The following is a 20,719-nucleotide window of genomic DNA, read 5'->3' on the forward strand; positions in this document are numbered from 1 at the left end:
CAAGGCCAATCAGTTGGAGCCCTCAGCCTACATCCACTATGTACTGGACCGAATCGGTGAGGCCGACACGCTGGAGAAGCTCGAAGCCCTTCTACCGTGGAATGTGCCCTTGAAGCCTGTTTCAAAAAATTTGGCTCAGTATGGTTAGGGGAAGTGTGTCGATTTAACGGCGCTTACGAGGAATGGGTTAAAAACCTCCTGGAGATACCCATGCTGAGTCAATCAGAGCATGTAGAAAGTGGAGCGTTAATACTAGACGTAGCTGTTCGAAAGTATCGGTTAGGTACAGATTTTGCGCTTTACTGCGATCCAGTTATCCCAATATTATGGCGCCCAAGTATTAGTATTGACATGCGTATAAGAGAGTACGATTCAAATAATACGCTGGGCGAATACTCTATCAGTCGAGTTCTCGGGTGGAGGGAGTATTTCCGAAGAGCCTTTTCATTCTCGTCGATGTTCAGGTTTGGATCTCTGTTCAATTCAAATGATTTGAAAAACCTGTTGGCAATGTCTTTGTTGGATGGTTTGGTTTTGGTCAAGAGGCAAGAAAAATCATAGCAAGGCAGGGTGATTTACTCTGGGCCTTCGTCTCTCTACGGGATGTCTTACCTTGCGCACCTTTTGCGTGATTCGCTACGCTTGCAGTTTCGCGCAAAACGCGCACAAGGTAAGCTGTCTCTGCCAGCGGGATATCAACCTGTCCGATTTTTTACGACAATTACGAGAATGGTGCGGACGGTTGTTTGGCGTATGATCCAGCGATTTTTTTGGAACAATACTTTTCGCCTATTCCAAGCCCTATGTGCCAGGGTGTGCTGACGATAAACAGTTGAAAGAGCCAAAAGAAGGCAGCGGAGAAAGTCGTTTTTCTACAGGCTTGTTATGCGTAAAAATGGAGGAATTCATGTCGGAAGAGTTGTTTTTCCCAGTTCTTGAAACCGTGCGATTAACTCTTAAACCTTTAGTAATGGATGACGCGGGTAGCTTACTGGAAATTTTCTCTGACTCTGAGGTCATGCGGTATTGGCATACTGCTCCTTGGGAAACAATTCAGGACTCTCTTGACTTCATTAATGAGAGCAACGGTTCGATGCAGGATCAAGAGTCTCTTGTGCTCGGCGTGTATTTGAAGTCTACAGGTGAGCTCGCTGGAAAATGTATGTTGTTCAGTTATGACAAGGAATCCAAACGTGCCGAGATCGGTTTTGGTTTGGGGCGTTCTTTTTGGGGAAGGGGTTACATCCACGAAGCGGGAGAGGCATTAATTCAGTACGGATTCAATTCATTGGGACTTCGGCGAATTGAAGCAGAGATCGACCCAGACAACCAGTCTTCCGCGAAAGCATTAGGGAAACTAGGGTTTTCCCGCGAGGGGCTACTAAGGCAGCGTTGGGAAGTCAATGGCATCGTCTCTGACTCGGCATTGTATGGGCGACTGGTAAGTGACCGTCCAGAACCGCACAGCCAGGCAATACACGAGGCAAGCGCGTGATTTCGTCGGTTAGGCGCAAATTAAATTACCTGAGGTTTTTGGAAATATGGAAGTTGAAAAAAGTGACGCTCGGGAGCGCGGACGAAATTAGGCCTTATCACTGCAAGCCAACCAGATGCTTAATGGTCAACTATTAGGGGAAATTATGAATAAGGGAAAAGTTATGAAGAATAATTATGCTTCAATTTCTCTATTATTTACTGTTCTACTTATGGTCAATAAAAGTTATGGTCAAGATGATTTTCCAGTTCTTGAGGGTCCGTATCTCGGGCAGAAGCCTCCGGGTTTGACTCCTGAGCTTTTTGCGCCGGGTACTATTGCAACAAGGGATTGGGAGGGTGGTGCTGCTTTCTCAAACGATATGAAAGAGTTTTATTTTACCAGGCAGCATCCGGAAACTAAAAGCGTAGAAACTGTCGTTTTCAAGAGTAAAGATGATCGGTGGTACATGTCTGATGTGTTTCCTGGGTATGGACCATCTTTCGCGCCGGATGGCAAGGTCATGCATTTTGGCAAGCGGTATAAAGAACGTACGGATTCTGGTTGGTCGGAGATGAAAAACCTTGGCTCCCCTTTTGAAGAGATACGCATCATGAGCCTTAAGGTTTCCAATAAAGGAACCTATGTGTTTGACGAGGTGGGCACAAACGGAGACGGCATTATTCGATATTCACGGCTAGTGGATGGCATTCGCGAAGAACCGCAACCATTCGGTAAAGAGATCAATACGGGATTGTGGAATGCCCATCCCTACATTGCTCCGGACGAGTCTTACATTATGTGGGATGGTGAAAGAGAGGGTGGGTATGGTGGATCTGATCTTTATGTGAGCTTCAAAGAGGCGGATGGGTCGTGGGGTGAAGCAATTAACCTGGGCGGTGAGATCAACACAGAAGTCGACGACGGGGGCCCGCGGATCACACCAGACGGAAAGTATCTTTTCTTTAGTAGAGTTGTTGCGCCGGCAGATGGCGACAGGTGGCCCGATGTGGATACCTACTGGGTTGATGCGCAGGTTGTCGAGAGCCTGAGGCCCCGAAATTGAACCAGATAGCAAAGCGCTATGGTCGAATAATGCTTCTTTGGTGATATAGAACGCGGCGCCAAGGCGTCAATTTTCTCCGCTTCACTTATCCTCTCGTGAATGTCTTGATTTGTTAGGACGGTTGCCCTAGAGTCTGAGATTAGGTCGGTTGTCCTAGGTGTCTGACGGGGCGTTGGGGGGTGTTTCTGTGGGTGGCAGTTTGACGAGAGATCGCATTATCGTTGAGGCGGATCAGCTGTTTTATGAGCAGGGGTTCGAGCACGCTTCTTTTGCGCAAATTGCGAAAGCTCTGGGTATTTCTCGGGGAAATTTCTATTACCACTTCAAGACCAAGGACGAGATCCTGGATGCTGTAATCAGCCATCGTCTTGTTCGCACTCGCTCAATGCTCGACGGCTGGGAGCTAGAAGGTGAGACACCAATTGATCGAGTTCGGAGCTTCATCAACATTCTGATAGTGAATGGCGCAAAAATCAGGCGCTATGGCTGTCCGGTAGGAACACTCTGTGCGGAGCTCACGAAACTAAACCACCCTGCTAGAGATCACGCAAAGGAACTTTTTACTCTTTTTAGAGTGTGGTTGCGTCGACAGTTTGAACAGCTTGGCCTTGGTGACGAAGCGGATGAGTTGGCAATGCATCTGCTGGGGTTCAGCCAGGGTGTAGCAACGCTTTCCAGCACATTCAACGATGATAAATTTGTTCAGAACGAGGTAAACCGCATTAATGAATGGTTAACCTCCGTCACAACCAGAGCTGAAGTTCAACCGGAGATACTTTAATGTTTTTCGTGCTTTTGCGGTTTTCACAGAATAAGGAGCAGGCCAGCCATTATATGGACGCCCATAATCAATGGATAAGGCGTGGATTTGACGATGGCGTTTTTTTGATGGTAGGTAGTCTGCAATCCGGCCTTGGTGGCAGTATTATCGCTTATGGGGTTTCACGTGAAGATCTTGAGAATAGGGTTAATGAAGATCCGTTTGTGGTTGAGCGTATCGTCGCTGCAGAAATACTTGAAATTGCGCCCAAGAAAGCAGATGCACGCCTGAGCTTTCTTCTGGGTTAATGACTGGGGAACTTAAAATGAACTCTACTGTTGCTGGTCCTGACGGTAAGTTACGCTGCGGTTGGTGCTCGGCATCTCCTGATTTCTTTGATTACCACGATAAGGAGTGGGGGTTTCCTGTCGACGATGATATTCGGCTGTTTGAAAAGATATGTTTGGAAGGATTTCAGTCTGGGCTCAGTTGGCGGACTATTCTTGCAAAACGTAATAACTTTCGTGCTGCCTTTGCAGGTTTCGACTTCAATAAAGTGGCTCAATTTAACGAGGTTGATATTGAGCGTCTGTTGCGGGATAAGGGTATTGTGCGCCATCGCGGGAAAATTGAAGCTGTTATTAACAATGCAAAAATGGCGCAAGATCTTGTGAGTCGGGAAGGTTCACTTGCGGCCTATTTTTGGAGTTTTGAGCCAGACGAGAATAGTCTTCCAGAGCCGCAGACTGTTTCGACCTCGGAGGCCTCGGTTGCGCTTTCGAAGGCTTTGAAAAAGCAGGGCTGGAAGTTTGTAGGCCCTACCACAGTGTATGCGTTTATGCAGGCAATGGGTCTGGTGAATGATCACTCCAGTGGGTGTGCGCTAAGAGAGAAGGTGGAAAAAGCCCGCAAGCGATTTAAGCGTCCGGGGTAGGTATGGTGCCCGGCCTGTCGGCTGCAGCGCAAACGATTTAAAATGTACTATTAACTCGAACTCACTGTTGTGATGATTTTCACTGGCTTGACGTACACATTGTTATTGTGGCAGTGCTGCGGCTGTCGTGGGTTCTTCTTGAGCTTGAACGGGTTTGAGTAGTAGGAAGTAACTCAATAGGAAAACGAATGCGCACGCGTAGAGCATTACGGAATAATTGCCATTGGCAAGAAGTAGTGATGCGAATAACGGCCCTTTTGCCAGGCCGACAGAAGAGGCGACTGCCGCGATAGTTGATAGCCGCCCACTGCCGTCTAACTCAGCCGTTACCGCTAACAGATATGACTGCACTGCAGGCCAGGAAAGAAATAATAGTGCCATGGCGATAACATAGAGTTGTGTGTTCTGTGAAAAATTGAGCAATATCGCCGTGGTAATTGACAGGATAGTACCAGCCACTATCCAGATCATTCGGCCATAACGATTACCTGCCACGACAGGCCATGCTGCGCCAAGTAGCCCTAACATCCCGGCAATCGCGATATAGTTGCTGACACTTTCATGGGTAATGCCCGCGTTGGTGCCGATCAGTCCTACATATGCCCATAGGGCGCTGGCCGCCATTTGGTAGGTAATAATAGCGGACAGTAGTAAAGCGGCGTTTTGCCAGCCGCTGAGTTGGAAGGATAGGGAGAAACCTACTGAAAGGCTGCACATATCTCTGTCGAAATGGCGCGAGGGCAGAATTAGCATGAAAAGCAGGCTGATCAGCGAAAAGCTGGCCATAACGTAAAATACCGCATAGGCACTGACCATTTCCTCGACTCCTGGTAAAAGATAGATGACCAGTGAGCCAACGCTGAATTGCACAAATAATAGTGTTCCAAAGGCTCGGTCTGGATTGTCTAGCCGAGCAAGCAATGCGATCGCCATGCCTAGACATAGGCCGCCCAATACTCCGGCTAGAAAACGCCAGATGAGCATCAAACCGAGGTCATCAAACAAGACGGTGGCGCTGTCTATCAAGGCCAGTAGAGAGAAACATACAAAAAGAGCGGGTTGAGAGTTTATTCGGCGCACCAAAAAAATGGCGATAGTGCTTCCCAGTAATCCGCCATAGCCATTGAGTGCGACTATCTGCCCCGCCTCAGCATCACTGAAGCCGATGTCTCCTGCCAGGGCGTTTACCACGCCCGGAAGAAAATTAATATAAGACAGCCCGGCCATGGTGACGAACGCAAAAAGTGCGTAGGTTAGATAGTAGCTGGGAGATACTTTTTTTGTTGGATTCCGGTTCAATGTTAATCCTATGAGTGGTTTAAGCCTGCTGTTGGGTTGAATTCTATGGATCTCAGCTCTTTAATGAATCGACCGCGCACCCTAAGAGTCGTGAATACAATTCACGAAATCCATGTTATGTTTGTAACAGACGTCAACAGCATGAGTCAGGCAGACAGTGGATAAGCTGCGCTTGTTGGAAATTTTTTTGGCTACGTGTGATGGCGGGAGTTTCGCTGCGGCCGCCAGAAGTTGTGGTACCGACCCTTCGACCGTCAGCAAGGCGATCAGTCGCCTTGAGACTCAGCTGAAGTTGACGCTCTTTCAGCGCTCGACCCGACATTTGCGCGTAACAGAGGCTGGTCAGCGATATGCCGTTACTGTTCGCAAGATGATGCGGGACCTCGCTTCCTGTGAGCATGAACTGATGCACTTGAATGATTTACCTGGCGGTACGCTTCGCATCAGTTCGGCCGTGTGCTACGGGCACCTTTACCTGCGCCCTTTGCTGCACGCATTTTGCCAGCGGTATCCAGCGATCAAGCTGGAGCTTGAGGTCAATGACTTGCATGTAGATATCATTGAAAGTGAAATTGATATTGCTCTGCGTACTGGCTACGTAAAAGACAGCCGTCTTGTAGCCCGACGGCTGAGTCCTATGGATTTTTTGACCTGTGTATCCCCGAACTACTTAGCGGCATACGGTACTCCCACTTGTGCCGATGATTTTAAACGGCATAGTTGGATTGGCTTTCGGATCAAGCAGACGCAGCAGCTACAGCCGATTTTTTTACCCGATGAGAAGGGTGAGTACCGGCTTTTTGAATTGGTGCCGCGTCATATTACAGACGATGGCGAAGCGATGGCGTATATGTGTGCCGATGGATTGGGTTTTGCGCAGTTGCCTCATTTTCTGGCGAAATCCGGTTTGCGAAGTGGAACCTTGGTCTCACTTTACCCTTATTACCGACCCCCAGAGCCGGAAAACGGTGTCTTTGCTATTTACCCCAAACGCGATTACTTGCCGGCTAAGGTCAAGGTCTTTATTGAATTCTTGATTTCCTCCTTGGCGTCTCTGGGAGAGAATGCAAATCACACCTGGGCCGAGAATTTGACACCGGCCGTCAATTTTCCTGCGAAATTGCCGCCTGAATTGACATTGTGCCTGGATGCAAGCGTCTAGTTCCGGTTTTGCGAAAACCCCCTATGTGTCAGGGTGGTTGTCTCCCACTTCTTTTGACCAGCGAGTTCTGAGCTCTCCCGGTATTCTTCCGTATGCACCATACGGGACGACAGACCGCGCGCTTGAAGCGTGCATTGTCACTCCTGATTGTCAGTTCCGAATCTGACTAGCCCGGCTGCCGCCATGGCCATACACTGGTACTTGTAGACCAACCAGTGAACATGAGATGCAACCTGATCCAGAGATTTGCCACAGCGCCCGGATGGCACGCGATAAGCGGTTCGATGGGCGTTTCTACACCGCGGTAAAGACCACGGGTATTTTCTGCCGCCCTGTCTGCCCTGCGCGCCCGCCGTTGGAGCGCAATGTAGAGTATTTTGCTACGGCCGCGGAGGCCGCTGCCGCCGGCTATCGCCCTTGTCTGCGCTGTCGCCCCGATGCCGCGCCCGGAAGTCCCGCCTGGGGTCTGGTATCCACGACCGTTCAGCGCGCTCTGGGTTTGATGCGTCGCGAGCGCGAGGCCCAGTCCATCGAGGAGCTAGCGGAGCGGCTCGGTATCACCAGCCGTTATTTGCGCAAGCTTTTTGCGGATCATATCGGCCTCAGTCCGTTGCAGGTCTGGCAGACTGAGCGCGCGCTGTTTGCATTCAGTCTGTTGCGAGATACCAGTCTGTCCATTGGCGATATCGCCTTTGCTGCCGGGTTCAACAGCCTGCGCCGGTTCAATGGGGTGTTTAAAGCAATATACCAGCGTACGCCGAGCGAAGTGCGCCGGGAGCGGTCGGGTATGGCCTCTGGTTCGGTGCACCCGGAGGCGGAGCCTGTGCGGATCTATCTGAGTTATCGCCCACCGTTTGACTGGCCGGAACTGCTGGGCTTCTTTGCGGCAAGGGCTTTGCCGGGGGTGGAGCGAGTGGTCGTCGGGAATACGCCTGAGGAGGCGGTGTACCAGCGTAGCTTTCGGCTGAATGGACGGCGCGGCGTATTGCGGGTTGCCCATGAGCCGGAGAAGGACAGGCTTCGGGTTACGGTTTACGGGGAGGGGGCCGCGGCGGTTCTGTACCCTTTGCGGGAGAAGCTGCGGCGGTTGTTCGACCTGGATGCGGACAGCGAGCAAATTTGTGTGCATTTGCAGGGGGACCCCTTGCTCGGGAAAGTATTGCTGCAAAGCCCGGGGGTGCGCTTGCCAGGTGCCTGGGATCCTTTTGAGTACACTCTGAGGGCCATCCTCGGTCAACAGATCTCCGTTGCCGCAGCAACGACGATTGCAGGGCGGATCGCAAACCGCTACGGAGAAACATTCACTGGGCCGGAAGGGGAGCCGGTGCTGCTGTTTCCTTCGGCGGAACAGTTGAGTGGTGCCGATTTCTCCGATATTGGCGTTACCCGTACCCGCGCGAAGACGTTGCAGCATTTTGTCGCCGCGACCCTGGATGGCGAAATCGACTTCGACGAACCGGATCTCGAGCGCTTTTGTGCGCAGATGACGGCTTTGCCCGGCATCGGAGACTGGACCGCCCATTACACCGCTATGCGCGGCCTTTCCATGCCGGATGCTTTCCCGGCCTCGGATCTGGGAATCCTGATTGCACTCGGCAAGGAGAATGACGGGGACCGGAAGGCGACACCCAAGCAGGCGTTGGCGCGCGCCGAATCCTGGCGCCCTTGGCGGGCATACGCTGCACTGCTGCTCTGGCAGTCCCTGAAACTGAGTTCGTCCTCGGGAGACAAAAAATGATCTGTTATGAAATTTACAACAGTACCTTCGGCGAGCTCGGTATTGCCGCCAGCGATACCGGGCTTGTGGGGATCGACCTGCAGGCGGGCAAGCGCCCTCTGCCGGTGCGGGAAGGATGGCGACGGGACGCGACGCCGCTGACGGATTTGGCGGCGGCACAGCTGCAGGCGTATTTCCGCGGTGAACGGCAGGGATTCGATCTGCCGCTGTCGGCTGCCGGCACGCCATTCCAGCAGTCCGTGTGGCGGGCGCTCTGCGCCATTCCTTACGGGGAAACCCGCAATTATCGCGAGCTGGCGGAGGCGATTGGCAACCCGAAAGCGGTGCGCGCGGTTGCGCGGGCCAATGGTGCCAACCCGCTATCTATTGTGGTTCCCTGTCACCGTGTGATCGGTTCCGACGGCACCCTGACGGGCTATGCGGGCGGGCTGGAGATAAAGGCGCGGTTGCTGGTTTTGGAAGGGGCGTTGATCGGTTGATGTGTCCACTCGGTCAGCCCTCGCAAGGGTGGCAATCGGGGGCCTTGGGCGGGATAATGCCGGGCTGATTTTTACTGCCGCCACACGATGACCGGAGGCCAAATGCTGTACCGATTGGGTGATAAACAGCCACAGCTTGAAGGCGAGGGCCATTTCATTGCCCCTGGTGCCCGGGTAATCGGCCATGTACTGCTGAAGTCCCACAGTTCGGTGTGGTTCAACGCGGTGATCCGCGGCGATAACGACCTGATCACCATCGGTGAGCGGGCCAATATCCAGGATGGCTCGGTGCTGCATACGGACCCGGGGATGCCTCTGGTAGTTGGCACCGGGGTGACTGTGGGGCATAAGGTGACGCTGCACGGTTGCCAGATTGGCGAGTACTCCCTGGTTGGGATGAACTCCGTGGTGTTGAATGGGGCCAGAATTGGCCGCTGCTGCATCATTGGTGCCAATGCGCTGGTGAAGGAGAATGCGGAGATTCCGGATTTTTCGCTGGTGCTGGGTAGCCCGGGCAAGGTGGTGAAGACGTTGGATGAGTCGACGTTTGAGTTGCTGAAGGCGAGCAGTGAGATTTATGTGGCGAATGGGGCACGGTTTGCGGATGAGCTGGTGCCTATCGCTGTGAACGGTAATGTGAGCGATGGCTGAGAGCGATTGGAGTCGTCTGAAAGACAAAGAGCCGGAGCCGGCGTTTGAATTTCCGGTGAAGTCGCCCTGTGTGTCGGTTTGTGCGTTGAATCGCGAGGATATCTGCGAGGGGTGCTTTCGCTCCGGGACTGAGATCAGTCAGTGGGGGCGGATGTCTAACGCTGAGAAAAAGCAGGTATTGGGTAGGTGCCATGAGCGGGCGGTTCAGATGCGCCGGGTTTGGTGGTCTGACTGAAGTCCTTTTAGTGAATTTGGGCTGGGGTTTTGGTTTCGTGTTGTGGCGGCGGAGCACCGGGTGGGAGTTTTCAGGACCGCTGTGAACCCATCCCTGGGCGCTGCGGCGCAAACATCCTGTTTGCGACGCTCCTGAAAACCCCCACCCGGTGCTCCGCCTTCGCGTCACGCCGTTGTCTCCGTCAGCAATTTTGAGTGCCGCGCCCTTTTAGGTTTGGGTGAGCGCTTACGAAGTAATTAATTTTCAGAATTGCACTAAGCACCGAGGGGCGGTAAGCCCTTTCGGGACCTTCGCCGACAGGGATGTCGGCGCAGAGCTACATGGATGTATTCACCGCGTGTCCCGGAAGGGCTTACCGCCCCTCGGTGCGTTCCCGGAAAAGAGCTCACAACCAGAGACCTCCGGGGCCAATCAAATAGAAAAAATATGACCCAACCCTTCGTACATTTAAGAATCCACTCCGAATTTTCCCTGATCGACGGCCTGGTGCGCATCAAGCCGCTGGTCGGCCGTCTGGCGGAGCTGGAAATGCCCGCGGCGGCGATCACGGATCAGACCAACTTCTATGCGCAGGTAAAATTTTACAAAGCCTGTCTCGGTGCCGGCATTAAGCCAATCACCGGTGCAGATTTCTGGTTGAAAGAAGGTGGGGAAGAGCAGCCGACGCTGCTGACGCTGTACGCGCTGAATACCACCGGTTACCGCAACATCACTGAGCTGATCTCCCGCGCCTGGATGGAGGGGCAGTACCACGGGCATGCGTACATCCAGCGCGAGTGGGTGAAGGAGTACGCGGAAGGGGTGTTGATGCTTTCCGGTGCCAAGTACGGCGATGTGGGCCGGGCGCTGATTGCCGGGCGTAATGCGCAGGCGGAGGCGCTGGCGAGTGAGTGGGCGAATATTTTTCCGGGGCGCTATTACCTGGAGCTGCAGCGCACCGGGCGTCCGGGCGATGAAGAATACTTGCACGCAGCGGTGAGGCTCGCGGGGCAGCTCAATCTGCCGGTGGTGGCGACCAATGATGTGCGCTTCCTGGAAGACAGCGAATTCGAGGCCCACGAGGTGCGGGTGTGTATCCGCGAGGGGCGTACGCTGGATGATCCCCGCCGCGAGCGGCGCTATTCCTCCGAGCAGTATCTGCGTTCGCCGGAAGAAATGTGCGAGCTGTTCAAGGATCTGCCGGAAGCGCTGGAAAATACCGTGGAAATTGCGCGCCGCTGTTCTGCGCCGATCCAGCTGGGCAAATACTTCCTGCCACAGTTCCCGATTCCCGAGGGCATGACCGAAAACGAATTTTTCGAAAAAGTCTCCTTCGACGGTCTCTACGAGCGCCTGGAAACGATTCTCGACAAGTCCGCGCCGGACTATGAAGCGCGCAAGAAAGTCTACGAAGACCGCCTGCGCTTTGAGCTGGATATCGTGATCCAGATGGGGTTCCCGGGCTACTTCCTGATCGTGATGGACTTTATCCAGTGGGCCAAGGATCACAATATTCCGGTGGGCCCGGGGCGGGGTTCCGGTGCGGGCTCGCTGATTGCGTATTCGCAGAAAATTACGGATCTCGACCCGCTGCAGTACGACCTGCTGTTCGAACGTTTCCTGAACCCGGAGCGGGTTTCCATGCCCGACTTCGACGTCGACTTCTGTATGGAGAAGCGCGACCGGGTGATCAACTATGTGGCGGAGAACTACGGTCGCAACGCGGTAAGCCAGATCATCACTTTCGGTACCATGGCCGCGAAGGCGGTGGTGCGGGACGTGGCGCGGGTGCAGGGAAAGTCTTACGGCCTCGCCGACAAGCTCTCGAAAATGATTCCCGCCGACGTGGGTATGACCCTGCAGAAGGCGTTCGAGCAGGAAGAGGTGCTGCGCGAATTCCTGGAGAACGACGAAGAGGGTCAGGAAATCTGGGAGATGGCGCTGCAGCTCGAGGGCGTGGCGCGTAACGTCGGCAAGCACGCCGGTGGTGTGGTGATTGCCCCCACCAAACTCACAGATTTTGCACCGCTCTACTGTGACGAGACCGGTGCCGGCCTGGTAACCCAGTTCGACAAGAACGACGTGGAAGACGCGGGCCTGGTGAAGTTCGACTTCCTCGGTCTGCGCACACTGACCATCATCGACTGGGCCAAGGTGATGGTGGACGAGCAGCGCGCGAGCGAAGGCAAGGAGCCGCTGGTCATCGAAGCGCTGCCGCTGGACGACGAAGAAACGTTCAAACTGATCAAACGCGCCGAGACTACTGCGGTATTCCAGTTGGAATCCCGCGGTATGAAGGACCTGATCAAGCGCCTGCAGCCGGACAACCTCGAGGATATGATCGCGCTGGTGGCGCTGTTCCGCCCGGGCCCGCTGCAGTCGGGCATGGTGGACGACTTCATCAACCGCAAGCACGGCCGCGCGCAGGTGGCCTACCCGGATGCCAAATACCAGCACGAGAAACTGAAACCGATTCTCGAGCCCACCTACGGCGTGATCGTTTACCAGGAACAGGTAATGCAGATCGCGCAGGAGCTCGCGGGCTATACCCTTGGCGGCGCGGACATGCTGCGCCGGGCCATGGGTAAGAAAAAACCCGAGGAGATGGCGAAGCAGCGCAGCACGTTCGCGGATGGTGCCAAGTCCCAGGGCGTAGACCCTGATCTGGCGATGAAGATCTTCGACCTGGTGGAAAAGTTCGCCGGCTACGGCTTCAACAAATCCCACTCCGCGGCCTACGCGCTGGTGTCTTACCAGACCGCCTGGTTGAAGGCGCACTATCCGGCTCAGTTCATGGCCGCCACTATGTCGTCGGATATGGACAAGACCGACAAGGTGGTGACGTTCATCGAAGAATGCCGGTCGATGAAGCTCGACCTGGTGCCACCGGATGTGAACCTGGGCAATTACCAGTTCTCCGTGCCCGTCTCCGAGAATGGCAAAAACCGGATCATCTACGGTCTCGGTGCCATCAAGGGGCTGGGGGAAGGCCCGATCGACAATATCATCAGCGAGCGGCAGAAAAACGGCCCGTTCAAGGACCTGTTCGACTTCTGCTCGCGCATCGATCCTCGCAAGGTCAACAAGCGCGCGTTGGAAGCGCTGGTGCGCTCCGGAGCGCTGGACAGCATAGGGCCGGATACCGGCGGTGCCGATGGCCTGGATTACTCCCGCGCGGTATTGTTCGCCGCTCTGGACGAAGCGGTGAAATCCGCGGAGCAGCAGAGCAAGAACGACAGCGCGGGCATGATGGACCTGTTCGGTGAGGTGGTGCGCACCGCATCGGAAGGCGATGTGTACCAGGACTTCCGCAATGCGCGGCCGTGGAGTATCCGCGAGCGTCTTGAGGGCGAGAAGAATACTCTTGGTCTGTACCTCACCGGCCACCCCATCGACGAATATGAGGAAGAGCTCAAGCATCTGGTGCAGGCGCGTATTGCCGACCTCAAACCTGGCCGCGAGAACCAGAAGGTGGCCGGCCTGGTGGTGGGTATGCGGGTGATGAAAACCAAGCGCGGCGATTCCATGGCGATTGTTACCCTGGACGACCGCAGCGCGCGCATCGAGGCGGCGGTGTTCAGTGAGGCGTTCGGCCAGCACCGGGAAAAGCTGGTGAAGGATTCGCTGCTGGTACTGGAAGGCTCGATATCCCACGACGATTACAGCGGCGGCCTCAAGATGAGCGTTAACAGTGTGTCTACGCTGGACGATCTGCGCAGTGGCAGTGTGATCGGCGTGACCCTGAAGCTCGATAGTGCCCAGGCGCTGCCGAAAATGGGGCAGCGCCTGGGTGCCTGTCTGCGGCCCTATGTGGGCGGCAGCTGCCCGATTCTGGTGGAGGTGGAGCGCAGCGACGCGCGCGGTACCTTCCGCCTGGCAGACGAGTGGAAGGTGGAGCCGAACGACCAGCTGATCCAGTCCCTGCGGGAGGTGATCGGCCGCGAGCGGGTCAAGCTCAACTACACTCAGCGGCAATAGGTCTGTGCCTCTCAGAAGGCACTGGTGCGGTGTGGTGCCGGTGCGAGTATTCCGAATCGCTGTGAATCCCCGCAAGCGGGCCCGGCCACCAATCACAGATTGGCGTCGTTAGGCTGCCCGCGAAGCGCTGCTTCGCATGCGTTTGCCTAACCCATGTACGCTCCGGCGCCGCCATCCATGGCGACGACGGTTCGGAATACTCGCCCCGCCACCACACCTTCAATTCATGGTCCAGTGATACTTGGATAGTGGTAAGTGACCCGTGCACTCGACTGAGTGGTTCTATCCCGGTAAGCTAGCCGCCATTTTCAGTAGACGAGGTCTGTTTGCGACTGATCGGGGTGATTTAGTCGCATTTTCCAACATTTGGCAGGCCCACAGAATTATCAAGGCGCGAAATAAATGAAGTTCAGTTTTCTCGAGTTTGAACAGCCGATTGCGGAACTGGAAAGCAAGATCAAGGAACTTCAGCATGTGGGCGACGACAACGAGCTCAATATTGCTGAGGAGATCACCCGCCTGCGGGAGAAGAGCGAGAAGCTCACTGAATCCATCTATTCCGACCTGTCTCCCTGGCAGGTTGTGCAGGTGGCGCGGCACCCGCAGCGGCCCTATGCCAAGGACTATATCGAGCGCATTTTCACCGATTGGGACGAGCTGCATGGCGATCGTCACTTTGGCGACGACAAGGCCATCATCGCCGGTATCGGCCGTCTCGAAGGCCGCCCGGTGGCGGTGATCGGTGAAGAGAAGGGCCGTACCGTCAACGAGAAGGTGAAGCGCAATTTCGGTATGCCGAAGCCGGAGGGCTACCGCAAGGCCCAGCGCATCATGGAGATGGCCGAGCGCTTCAAGATGCCGGTGCTGACCCTGATCGACACCCCCGGGGCCTATCCTGGCATCGACAGCGAAGAGCGCGGCATTTCCGAGGCGATTGCCAAAAACCTGGCGGTGATGTCGCGCCTGCGCACGCCGATCATCTGTACCGTGATTGGTGAAGGTTCTTCCGGTGGCGCGCTGGCGATTGGTGTGGGCGACCAGCTGAACATGCTGCAGTACTCCACCTATTTTGTGATTTCCCCGGAAGGTTGCGCCAATATCATCTGGAAAACTGTGGAGAAGGCGCCGCTGGCGGCCGAGGCCATGGGGGTGACTTCCGGTGTGCTGGAAGAGCTGGGTATCGTCGACGAGACGATTACAGAACCCCTCGGCGGCGCGCACCGCGATCCGGACCTGATGGCGGCACGCCTGCGGGATCGCCTGTCTGAGCAGTTGGACAAACTGACGGCGGTGCCGATCGACGAACTGCTGGAAAAGCGCTATCAGCGCCTGATGAGCTACGGAAACGTCACTGGCTGAGTGTAAAAGTCAGAGAGTCTCGGCGGCGTCCGCCGCCTGCAAACGACAACGGCAACTTCGGTTGCCGTTGTCGTTTATAGTGCCATCGCTCCGTTACAGTCGATAGATACTGTGGTATTGCGCCACCTCTACCCCGAATGGCGTGTGGTCCTGCAGGTAAAGCCGCAGGCAGTCGGCTGCGTCTGGTTCACCGTGCACCAGCATGATCGGGGTGCCGGCTTTCAGCTTTGAGCTGCGCAGCCAATCACCGAGCTCCACATAATCAGCGTGGGCCGAAAGCCCCTCGAGCACTTCAATCTGCGCCTTGCAGGGCACATATTCCCCGTGGATTTTTACGCTGCTCGAACCCGCCAGCATGCGCGCGCCGCGGGTGCCACCCGCCTGATAGCCGGTAAACAAAACTGTGGCGCGGTGGTCCGGCAACAGGCGTTTCATGTGATGCAAAACACGACCGCCGGTTGCCATGCCGCTGCCAGCAATGATGATGTGCGGGAAGTGGATATTCTCCAGCGCTTTCGATTGATCGACACTGCGAGTGTACTGGATACCCCGGCACATGAAGGTGCAGTTCTCTGCGCTGAGACGGTGTTGTTCGGGGTAACGGGAGTAGATTTCGGATGCGTCGATCGCCATTGGGCTGTCGAGGATGACGGGCAGCTTGGGAATCCTGTTCTCGCGCATTAAGGAGAGCAGCAGAAACTGCAATGTTTGCGCGCGGCCGACCGCAAAGCTCGGAATCAGTAGAACGCCGCCGCGCGCTACCACCCGATTCACGATCTCCGCCAGCTGTGCCTTGTGATCGATCTGTGGATGGCGACGGTCTCCATAAGTGGATTCCATCAGCAGTAGGTCGAGCTCCGGCAGTGGTCTCGGTGGGTGCATGATGAGGTCGTCTGCGCGGCCCACATCACCGGAAAACCCTACGCGCTTGCCTTCCGCGTGCAGTATGGCGCTGCCGGCGCCGAGAATATGTCCCACGGGCTGGAAGTACAGTTTCGCACTGCCTATAGGAAAGGTTTGGTCAAAGCCCACCGGCTGAAACAGCTCCAGGCAGCGTTCGGCGGTGTCGCCATTGTAGAGCGGTTCCGGGTGGCTGTGTTTTCCGAGCCGGTGACGTCGGTAGTACTGCGCATCTTCTTCCTGGATGCGCCCGGCATCCGGCAGCAGGATTGAGCACAGATCCATGGTGGCGTGATGACAGTATACGGGCCCTCGGTAGCCCAACTCGTACAGGCGGGGAATATATCCCGAGTGATCCAGGTGGGCGTGGGTGAGCACAATGCCGGCGAGGCGGTGATAGTCGAACATCGGGGCTTCCCAGTTGCGCTCGCGCAACCACTTGTACCCCTGGAACAGACCGCAATCCACGAGAAACTCTGTTTTTCCCTGGTCCACGCTGACAAGAAACTTTGAACCGGTGACGGTTCCGGTGCCGCCGAGAAACGTGATATTCACTGCTGTTGCTCTGCTTGTGGAAGAGGGGTATTCACCGGGGAAAACTCAAACAAGTCCCGGTTCTGGTGGAAATATTCCCGCGCGTAGGCCAGTTCGCCTGGCGTGGCGGCATACAGGGTGGCGAGTGGTTGCCGGGCCTCGACGCTATCGCCTACCTTGACCCTCAAGCGCAATCCGGCTTCCGGTGACGCGGGCGCTCCGGCGACCTTCGCCAGACGCGCGAGACGGCGGTTGTCCATACCGAGCAGCTTGCCGGCATACTCACTGCGCAGTTCGATGTGATGACTGGCCACAGGCACATCGCGAAGTCCGCCCTGGGCCTCGCAGATCGCACGAAACTGTATCCACGCCTGCCCGGAGTGCAGAATTTCTCGCGCCTGCTGCAAGGCCTGTACATCATCCACGCCGGTTGCCATCGACAGTAGCTGTCCGGAGAGATACAGAGCTCGGGCCACCAGGTCTGTTGGTGCGGCGCTTTCGTTGCGCAGCACGCTCAGCACATCCCTTGCTTCCTCCGCCGGCCCAATACCGTTGCCGACCGCTTCGGTGCCATCGGTCATCACACATCTCACCGTCAGTCCGAGCGCACTGGCGACATCATGGAACAGCTTTGATAGCACCTTGGCCTGTTTTTGATTGCGGAGCTTCGCCGTTGGGCCCACAGGCATGTCGATCAGGACATGGGTGGAGCCGGCGGCCATTTTTTTGGATAGAACGGAGGCGACAAGCTGGCCTTCGCTGTCGAGATCCAGAGCGCGTTCAATACGGATCAACAGGTCGTCGGTCGGGCTGAGCCCAACTTTACCGCCGGCGGCCAGGCAGGCGCCGGTGCGGTCAATGACCTTGCGCAATCGCTCGAGTGTCAAATCAACGCTGGTGAGTACCGCCATGGTATCGGCGGTGCCCGCGGGCGAGGTAATTGCGTGGGAGGATGTCTTGGGGATGATCAGCCCTGCGGCACTGACAATGGACACCACAATGGGCGTCGTGCGGTTACCGGGCAGGCCGCCGATACTGTGTTTGTCGAACACCCGTTCATACTGCGGCCAGTGTAGCTGGTTGCCGATCTGCGCCATTGCCCGCGTCAGAGCGGTAGTCTCCGACGATGTCAGGCGACCGCCGGCACAGGCGGTAATAAACCCTGCAATTTCAATATCGGAATACAGGTGCCGACCGATATCCTGAATGACACCGCTGATCTCGTCGGCGTTCAGCGGATGGCCGTAAATCTTTTTGCGCAGTGCGCTGAGCGACCGGATCTCGGGAACATGGTGCACCGTCACCGCTTGCCCCTGTACCAGGGCGAGGAATTCCCAGGCGCTGTCGGAAAATCCGATGTAGCCGTGGGGGAGGATGTGATCAGCCGCGGTATTCAGGGTGGCAATCAGGGAGCGGGATTCGGTCTTGATCTGTAGGCGTGTGCTGGCGGTATAGCCTTCTGCGCGACAGATGGCGCAATCGGCGCGCATATAAACACGCGGCTCCTGATGGGTATCGATACCCATTCTATAGGCGTAAAGCGGTAGTGCCCGTGACATGCAGTCTTCCTGGCAATTCATGTCGGGAGCTGTCTGCTGCGGAAGTTGAGCGGGTACTGTCACCCCTCGCTTCCATCGTGTCGGTAAAATCAGCTCTCTGTTTAATTCAAGTCCGAATATGTGACAGCGGCAAGTGGCGCGGTAAGCGAGGATGCGCTCCGCGGCCTGCTCCGGGAGATTCACCTTTGGTGTCGATACTGGCTGGGTACCAGCGGTGACCATCGCTAAAGCCACAGGTGTGTCCCAAAATAACCAGTAACAGGCCCGTGACTACTGGGTTTGTCCCTGTCTTATGGGTACACTGCCCATCGTTCAAAAACCATCCGCATAGCGATAGTAAACAGGGGAAGGCCTTGGCCGAGTTGGGTGCGCTTTTCAGTCTGATGCCAGATCAGAACCCCAGCCTTGCCCTCGGGTTGCTGTTGCTTGTCTGTGTGGTCAGCGCCTTCATTTCCGCAGTTACCGGCGGCGCGGGCGGCATCCTGATGTTTGCCGCGCTCAATGTGGTGATCCCCCTGCGCGCGCTGGTGCCGATTCACGGCGCGGTGCAGTTGATGAATAACCTCGCCCGTGTGGTCTACGTGCGCGAGCACATCCGCTGGGACCAGTGCATCCCGTTCTTTATCGGCTGCACCTTAGGCTCCGCGGCAATGACCCTGGGGCTCGCGAAACTGGATTGGCAACAACTGCCTCTGGTGCTGCTGGCCGGGCTGATTTTTTACACCGTCTTCAAACCGAAAAAACTCCCGGAAATCCGCCTCAAGCCGCGCAATTTTTTCTGGGTGGGCATCGCCACCGGCACCCTCGGTATTGTTGCCGGTGCGGTGGACCCGCTGCTGGCCGCATTCTTCGTGCGCAAGGACATGACGCCGAAAGAGATCGTCGCCAACAAATCCGTCATGCAGGCCTGGTGTCACGCACTCAAAGTACCTGCATTCATTTATCTCGGCTTTGCCTTCTCCGATCATCTGGGGCTGATCCTGCTGCTCACCGTAGCCGCCATTATCGGCACCCGCATCGGCATTGCACTGCTGAACCGGATCAACAGCGAACTGTTTTTCCATCTGATGCGCGCCGCGCTGCTTATTGCCGGCGGCCGCATTGTTTACCAATTATTTGCCGTATAAAAACGTACAGGTGTTTCCATGGCCGACTACCAGATCATCAATCCATACAACGGTGAATTGATTGAAGCCTACGACTTCCACACCAGAGAACAGGTTACCCAAGCCATCGATACCCTGGTGGCCGGCCGCAAGATCCAGCAGGCTACACCGGCGTTCCAGCGCTCCAATATCCTGCTGAAGCTCGCGCATTTGCTCCTCGAACGAAAAGAAGACCTGGCCCGCGCGATCACTGAGGAGACCGGAAAAACCATCAGCGACAGCCGCGTGGAAATCGACCGCGCCTACAACACCGCACTGGCAAGCGCCATGGAAGCCCGCAACATCAACGGCGAAGCTCTCGACTCCGATGCATTCCCGCCCATGCGCGAAAAAATCGGCGTGGTGCTGTGGAAGCCGCTTGGCACCGTTCTGTGCATCACCCCGTTCAACTTCCCCATCAATATCGCCGTACACAAAATCGGCCCGGCCTTCGCCGCCGGCAATACCATCCTGTTCAAACCCGGCCCGCAGAACAAACGCTCCGCGGAATTGTTGGTAGAGCTCTGCTACGCCGCCGGCATGCACAGATCCGTACTGCAACTGCTGACCCCCGACATCGAGGCCACCAGCTACGCCGTCAAACACCCGCAGATCCAGGCTATCAACTTCACCGGTGGCACCGCCGCTGCCAACGCCATTGCCGCCAACGCCGGCTACAAGAAAATGCTGTTCGAACTCGGCGGCAACGACCCGCTCATCGTCATGCCCGACGCCGACTTGGACGCCGCCGTAAATGCCACCATCAACCAGCGCTTCGCCACCGCCGGCCAGCGCTGCACCGCCGCCAAACGCCTGTTCGTGCACAGCGAAGTGTTCGATACCTTCGCCGAAAAACTGGTTGCGGCCACCGCAAAACTGAAGGTCGGCAACCCTGCCGAAGACGACACTTTCATTGGCCCACTGATCCACACCGCTGCCGCCGACGAAGTGCAAGCTCGCATAGACGCCGCCGTAAATAGCGGTGCTAACGTCCTGTTCGGCCACAAGCGCGAAGGCAACATCCTCTGGCCAACCATTCTCAGCAACGTCCCCGACGACGCCGAACTGGTCGCCGAAGAAACCTTCGGCCCGGTCGTCCCGCTGCGCAAATTCGACGATGAATCCGAACTGATTTCCCTTATCAACAGCTCACCGTTCGGCCTGCAGGCAGGTGTCTTCACCCAGAACCTCGCCCTGGCCAAACGCCTGTACAACCAGCTGGATGTGGGCCTGCTCGCCGTCAACGACGGCCCCGGATTCCGCGCAGAACATTTCCCGTTCGGCGGCGTAAAGGAAAGCGGAGTAGGGCGAGAGGGCGTGCGCTACGCGATCCGCGAAATGAGCTACCAGAAAACACTCGTGATCTGACTGTTCCGATTCGAAGTACATAACGCCGACGCGAAGGGCGAGTGCTGGGTGGAAGGTTTCAGGAGCGTCGGCGGCATGGACGTCGCCGACGCAGCGTAC

General features: G+C 56.0%; 18 protein-coding genes. 15 read left to right on the top strand and 3 right to left on the bottom strand.

The window, feature by feature from the left end:
- The 6 genes from FDY93_RS18365 to FDY93_RS18390 form a co-directional block, all read left to right on the top strand.
- Positions 1 to 148 (top strand): transposase domain-containing protein (locus FDY93_RS18365; RefSeq protein ID WP_181954057.1); only part of this gene is annotated, 148 nt, incomplete at its 5' end.
- A 684-nt stretch (positions 149 to 832) separates the two neighbouring features.
- Positions 833 to 1,495, top strand: coding sequence for a GNAT family N-acetyltransferase (locus FDY93_RS18370; RefSeq protein ID WP_220446246.1), 663 nt, complete (start codon positions 833 to 835; stop codon positions 1,493 to 1,495).
- Positions 1,496 to 1,658: 163 nt separating this feature from the next.
- Positions 1,659 to 2,540, top strand: coding sequence for a TolB-like translocation protein (locus tag FDY93_RS18375; protein ID WP_138237218.1), 882 nt, complete (start codon positions 1,659 to 1,661; stop codon positions 2,538 to 2,540).
- 199 nt (positions 2,541 to 2,739) lie between these two features.
- Complete coding sequence (locus FDY93_RS18380) at positions 2,740 to 3,321, top strand: TetR/AcrR family transcriptional regulator (RefSeq protein ID WP_220446247.1); 582 nt, start codon at positions 2,740 to 2,742, stop codon at positions 3,319 to 3,321.
- Entirely contained in the window at positions 3,321 to 3,608 is a 288-nt protein-coding gene (locus FDY93_RS18385; RefSeq protein ID WP_138237220.1) for a YciI family protein, read from the top strand. Before FDY93_RS18380 ends, FDY93_RS18385 begins: the two co-directional genes overlap by 1 nt.
- 17 nt (positions 3,609 to 3,625) lie before the next feature.
- Positions 3,626 to 4,234 (top strand): DNA-3-methyladenine glycosylase I, encoded by a 609-nt coding sequence (locus tag FDY93_RS18390; protein WP_138237221.1) that lies wholly within the window; start codon positions 3,626 to 3,628, stop codon positions 4,232 to 4,234.
- A 102-nt stretch (positions 4,235 to 4,336) separates the two neighbouring features.
- Here FDY93_RS18390 and FDY93_RS18395 read toward each other — a convergent pair whose 3' ends face one another.
- The gene (locus tag FDY93_RS18395) at positions 4,337 to 5,533 is read right to left on the bottom strand and encodes an MFS transporter (protein WP_138237222.1); all 1,197 of its coding nucleotides are present in this window, start codon (positions 5,531 to 5,533) and stop codon (positions 4,337 to 4,339) included.
- A 157-nt stretch (positions 5,534 to 5,690) separates the two neighbouring features.
- Between FDY93_RS18395 and FDY93_RS18400 the strand changes: the two genes are divergently transcribed.
- The 7 genes from FDY93_RS18400 to FDY93_RS18430 all read left to right on the top strand — a co-directional run bounded on the left by FDY93_RS18400 (position 5,691) and on the right by FDY93_RS18430 (position 15,114).
- Positions 5,691 to 6,695: a LysR family transcriptional regulator gene (locus tag FDY93_RS18400; protein ID WP_138237223.1), complete on the top strand. Its 1,005-nt coding sequence runs from the start codon at positions 5,691 to 5,693 to the stop codon at positions 6,693 to 6,695.
- Positions 6,696 to 6,921: 226 nt separating this feature from the next.
- A complete protein-coding gene (locus FDY93_RS18405; RefSeq protein ID WP_138237224.1) occupies positions 6,922 to 8,433 on the top strand; it encodes a DNA-3-methyladenine glycosylase 2 in 1,512 nt (503 codons plus the stop codon).
- Complete coding sequence (locus FDY93_RS18410) at positions 8,430 to 8,912, top strand: methylated-DNA--[protein]-cysteine S-methyltransferase (protein WP_138237225.1); 483 nt, start codon at positions 8,430 to 8,432, stop codon at positions 8,910 to 8,912. The genes FDY93_RS18405 and FDY93_RS18410 overlap by 4 nt, the downstream gene beginning before the upstream one ends.
- Positions 8,913 to 9,014: 102 nt before the next feature.
- Positions 9,015 to 9,563 (top strand): gamma carbonic anhydrase family protein, encoded by a 549-nt coding sequence (locus FDY93_RS18415; RefSeq protein ID WP_138237226.1) that lies wholly within the window; start codon positions 9,015 to 9,017, stop codon positions 9,561 to 9,563.
- Positions 9,556 to 9,798: a DUF1289 domain-containing protein gene (locus FDY93_RS18420; RefSeq protein WP_138237227.1), complete on the top strand. Its 243-nt coding sequence runs from the start codon at positions 9,556 to 9,558 to the stop codon at positions 9,796 to 9,798. Before FDY93_RS18415 ends, FDY93_RS18420 begins: the two co-directional genes overlap by 8 nt.
- Before the next feature lie 426 nt (positions 9,799 to 10,224).
- Positions 10,225 to 13,755, top strand: a complete 3,531-nt coding sequence (gene dnaE / locus FDY93_RS18425; protein WP_138237228.1) for a DNA polymerase III subunit alpha — start codon at positions 10,225 to 10,227, stop codon at positions 13,753 to 13,755.
- Positions 13,756 to 14,157: 402 nt separating this feature from the next.
- Positions 14,158 to 15,114, top strand: a complete 957-nt coding sequence (locus FDY93_RS18430) for an acetyl-CoA carboxylase carboxyltransferase subunit alpha (RefSeq protein ID WP_138237229.1) — start codon at positions 14,158 to 14,160, stop codon at positions 15,112 to 15,114.
- A gap of 93 nt (positions 15,115 to 15,207) precedes the next feature.
- Here FDY93_RS18430 and FDY93_RS18435 read toward each other — a convergent pair whose 3' ends face one another.
- Entirely contained in the window at positions 15,208 to 16,569 is a 1,362-nt protein-coding gene (locus FDY93_RS18435) for an MBL fold metallo-hydrolase RNA specificity domain-containing protein (RefSeq protein WP_138237230.1), read from the bottom strand.
- Positions 16,566 to 18,107, bottom strand: a complete 1,542-nt coding sequence (locus FDY93_RS18440; protein ID WP_138237231.1) for a thymidine phosphorylase family protein — start codon at positions 18,105 to 18,107, stop codon at positions 16,566 to 16,568. The genes FDY93_RS18435 and FDY93_RS18440 overlap by 4 nt, the downstream gene beginning before the upstream one ends.
- Positions 18,108 to 18,460: 353 nt before the next feature.
- Between FDY93_RS18440 and FDY93_RS18445 the strand changes: the two genes are divergently transcribed.
- Together FDY93_RS18445 and safD are read left to right on the top strand one after the other, a co-directional pair.
- The gene (locus FDY93_RS18445; protein ID WP_138237232.1) at positions 18,461 to 19,234 is read left to right on the top strand and encodes a sulfite exporter TauE/SafE family protein; all 774 of its coding nucleotides are present in this window, start codon (positions 18,461 to 18,463) and stop codon (positions 19,232 to 19,234) included.
- A gap of 18 nt (positions 19,235 to 19,252) precedes the next feature.
- Positions 19,253 to 20,620, top strand: a complete 1,368-nt coding sequence (gene safD / locus FDY93_RS18450; protein WP_138237233.1) for a sulfoacetaldehyde dehydrogenase SafD — start codon at positions 19,253 to 19,255, stop codon at positions 20,618 to 20,620.
- The last annotated feature ends 99 nt before the right edge of the window (positions 20,621 to 20,719 follow it).

This window comes from Microbulbifer harenosus, assembly GCF_005771435.1.
Lineage (GTDB): Bacteria > Pseudomonadota > Gammaproteobacteria > Pseudomonadales > Cellvibrionaceae > Microbulbifer > Microbulbifer harenosus.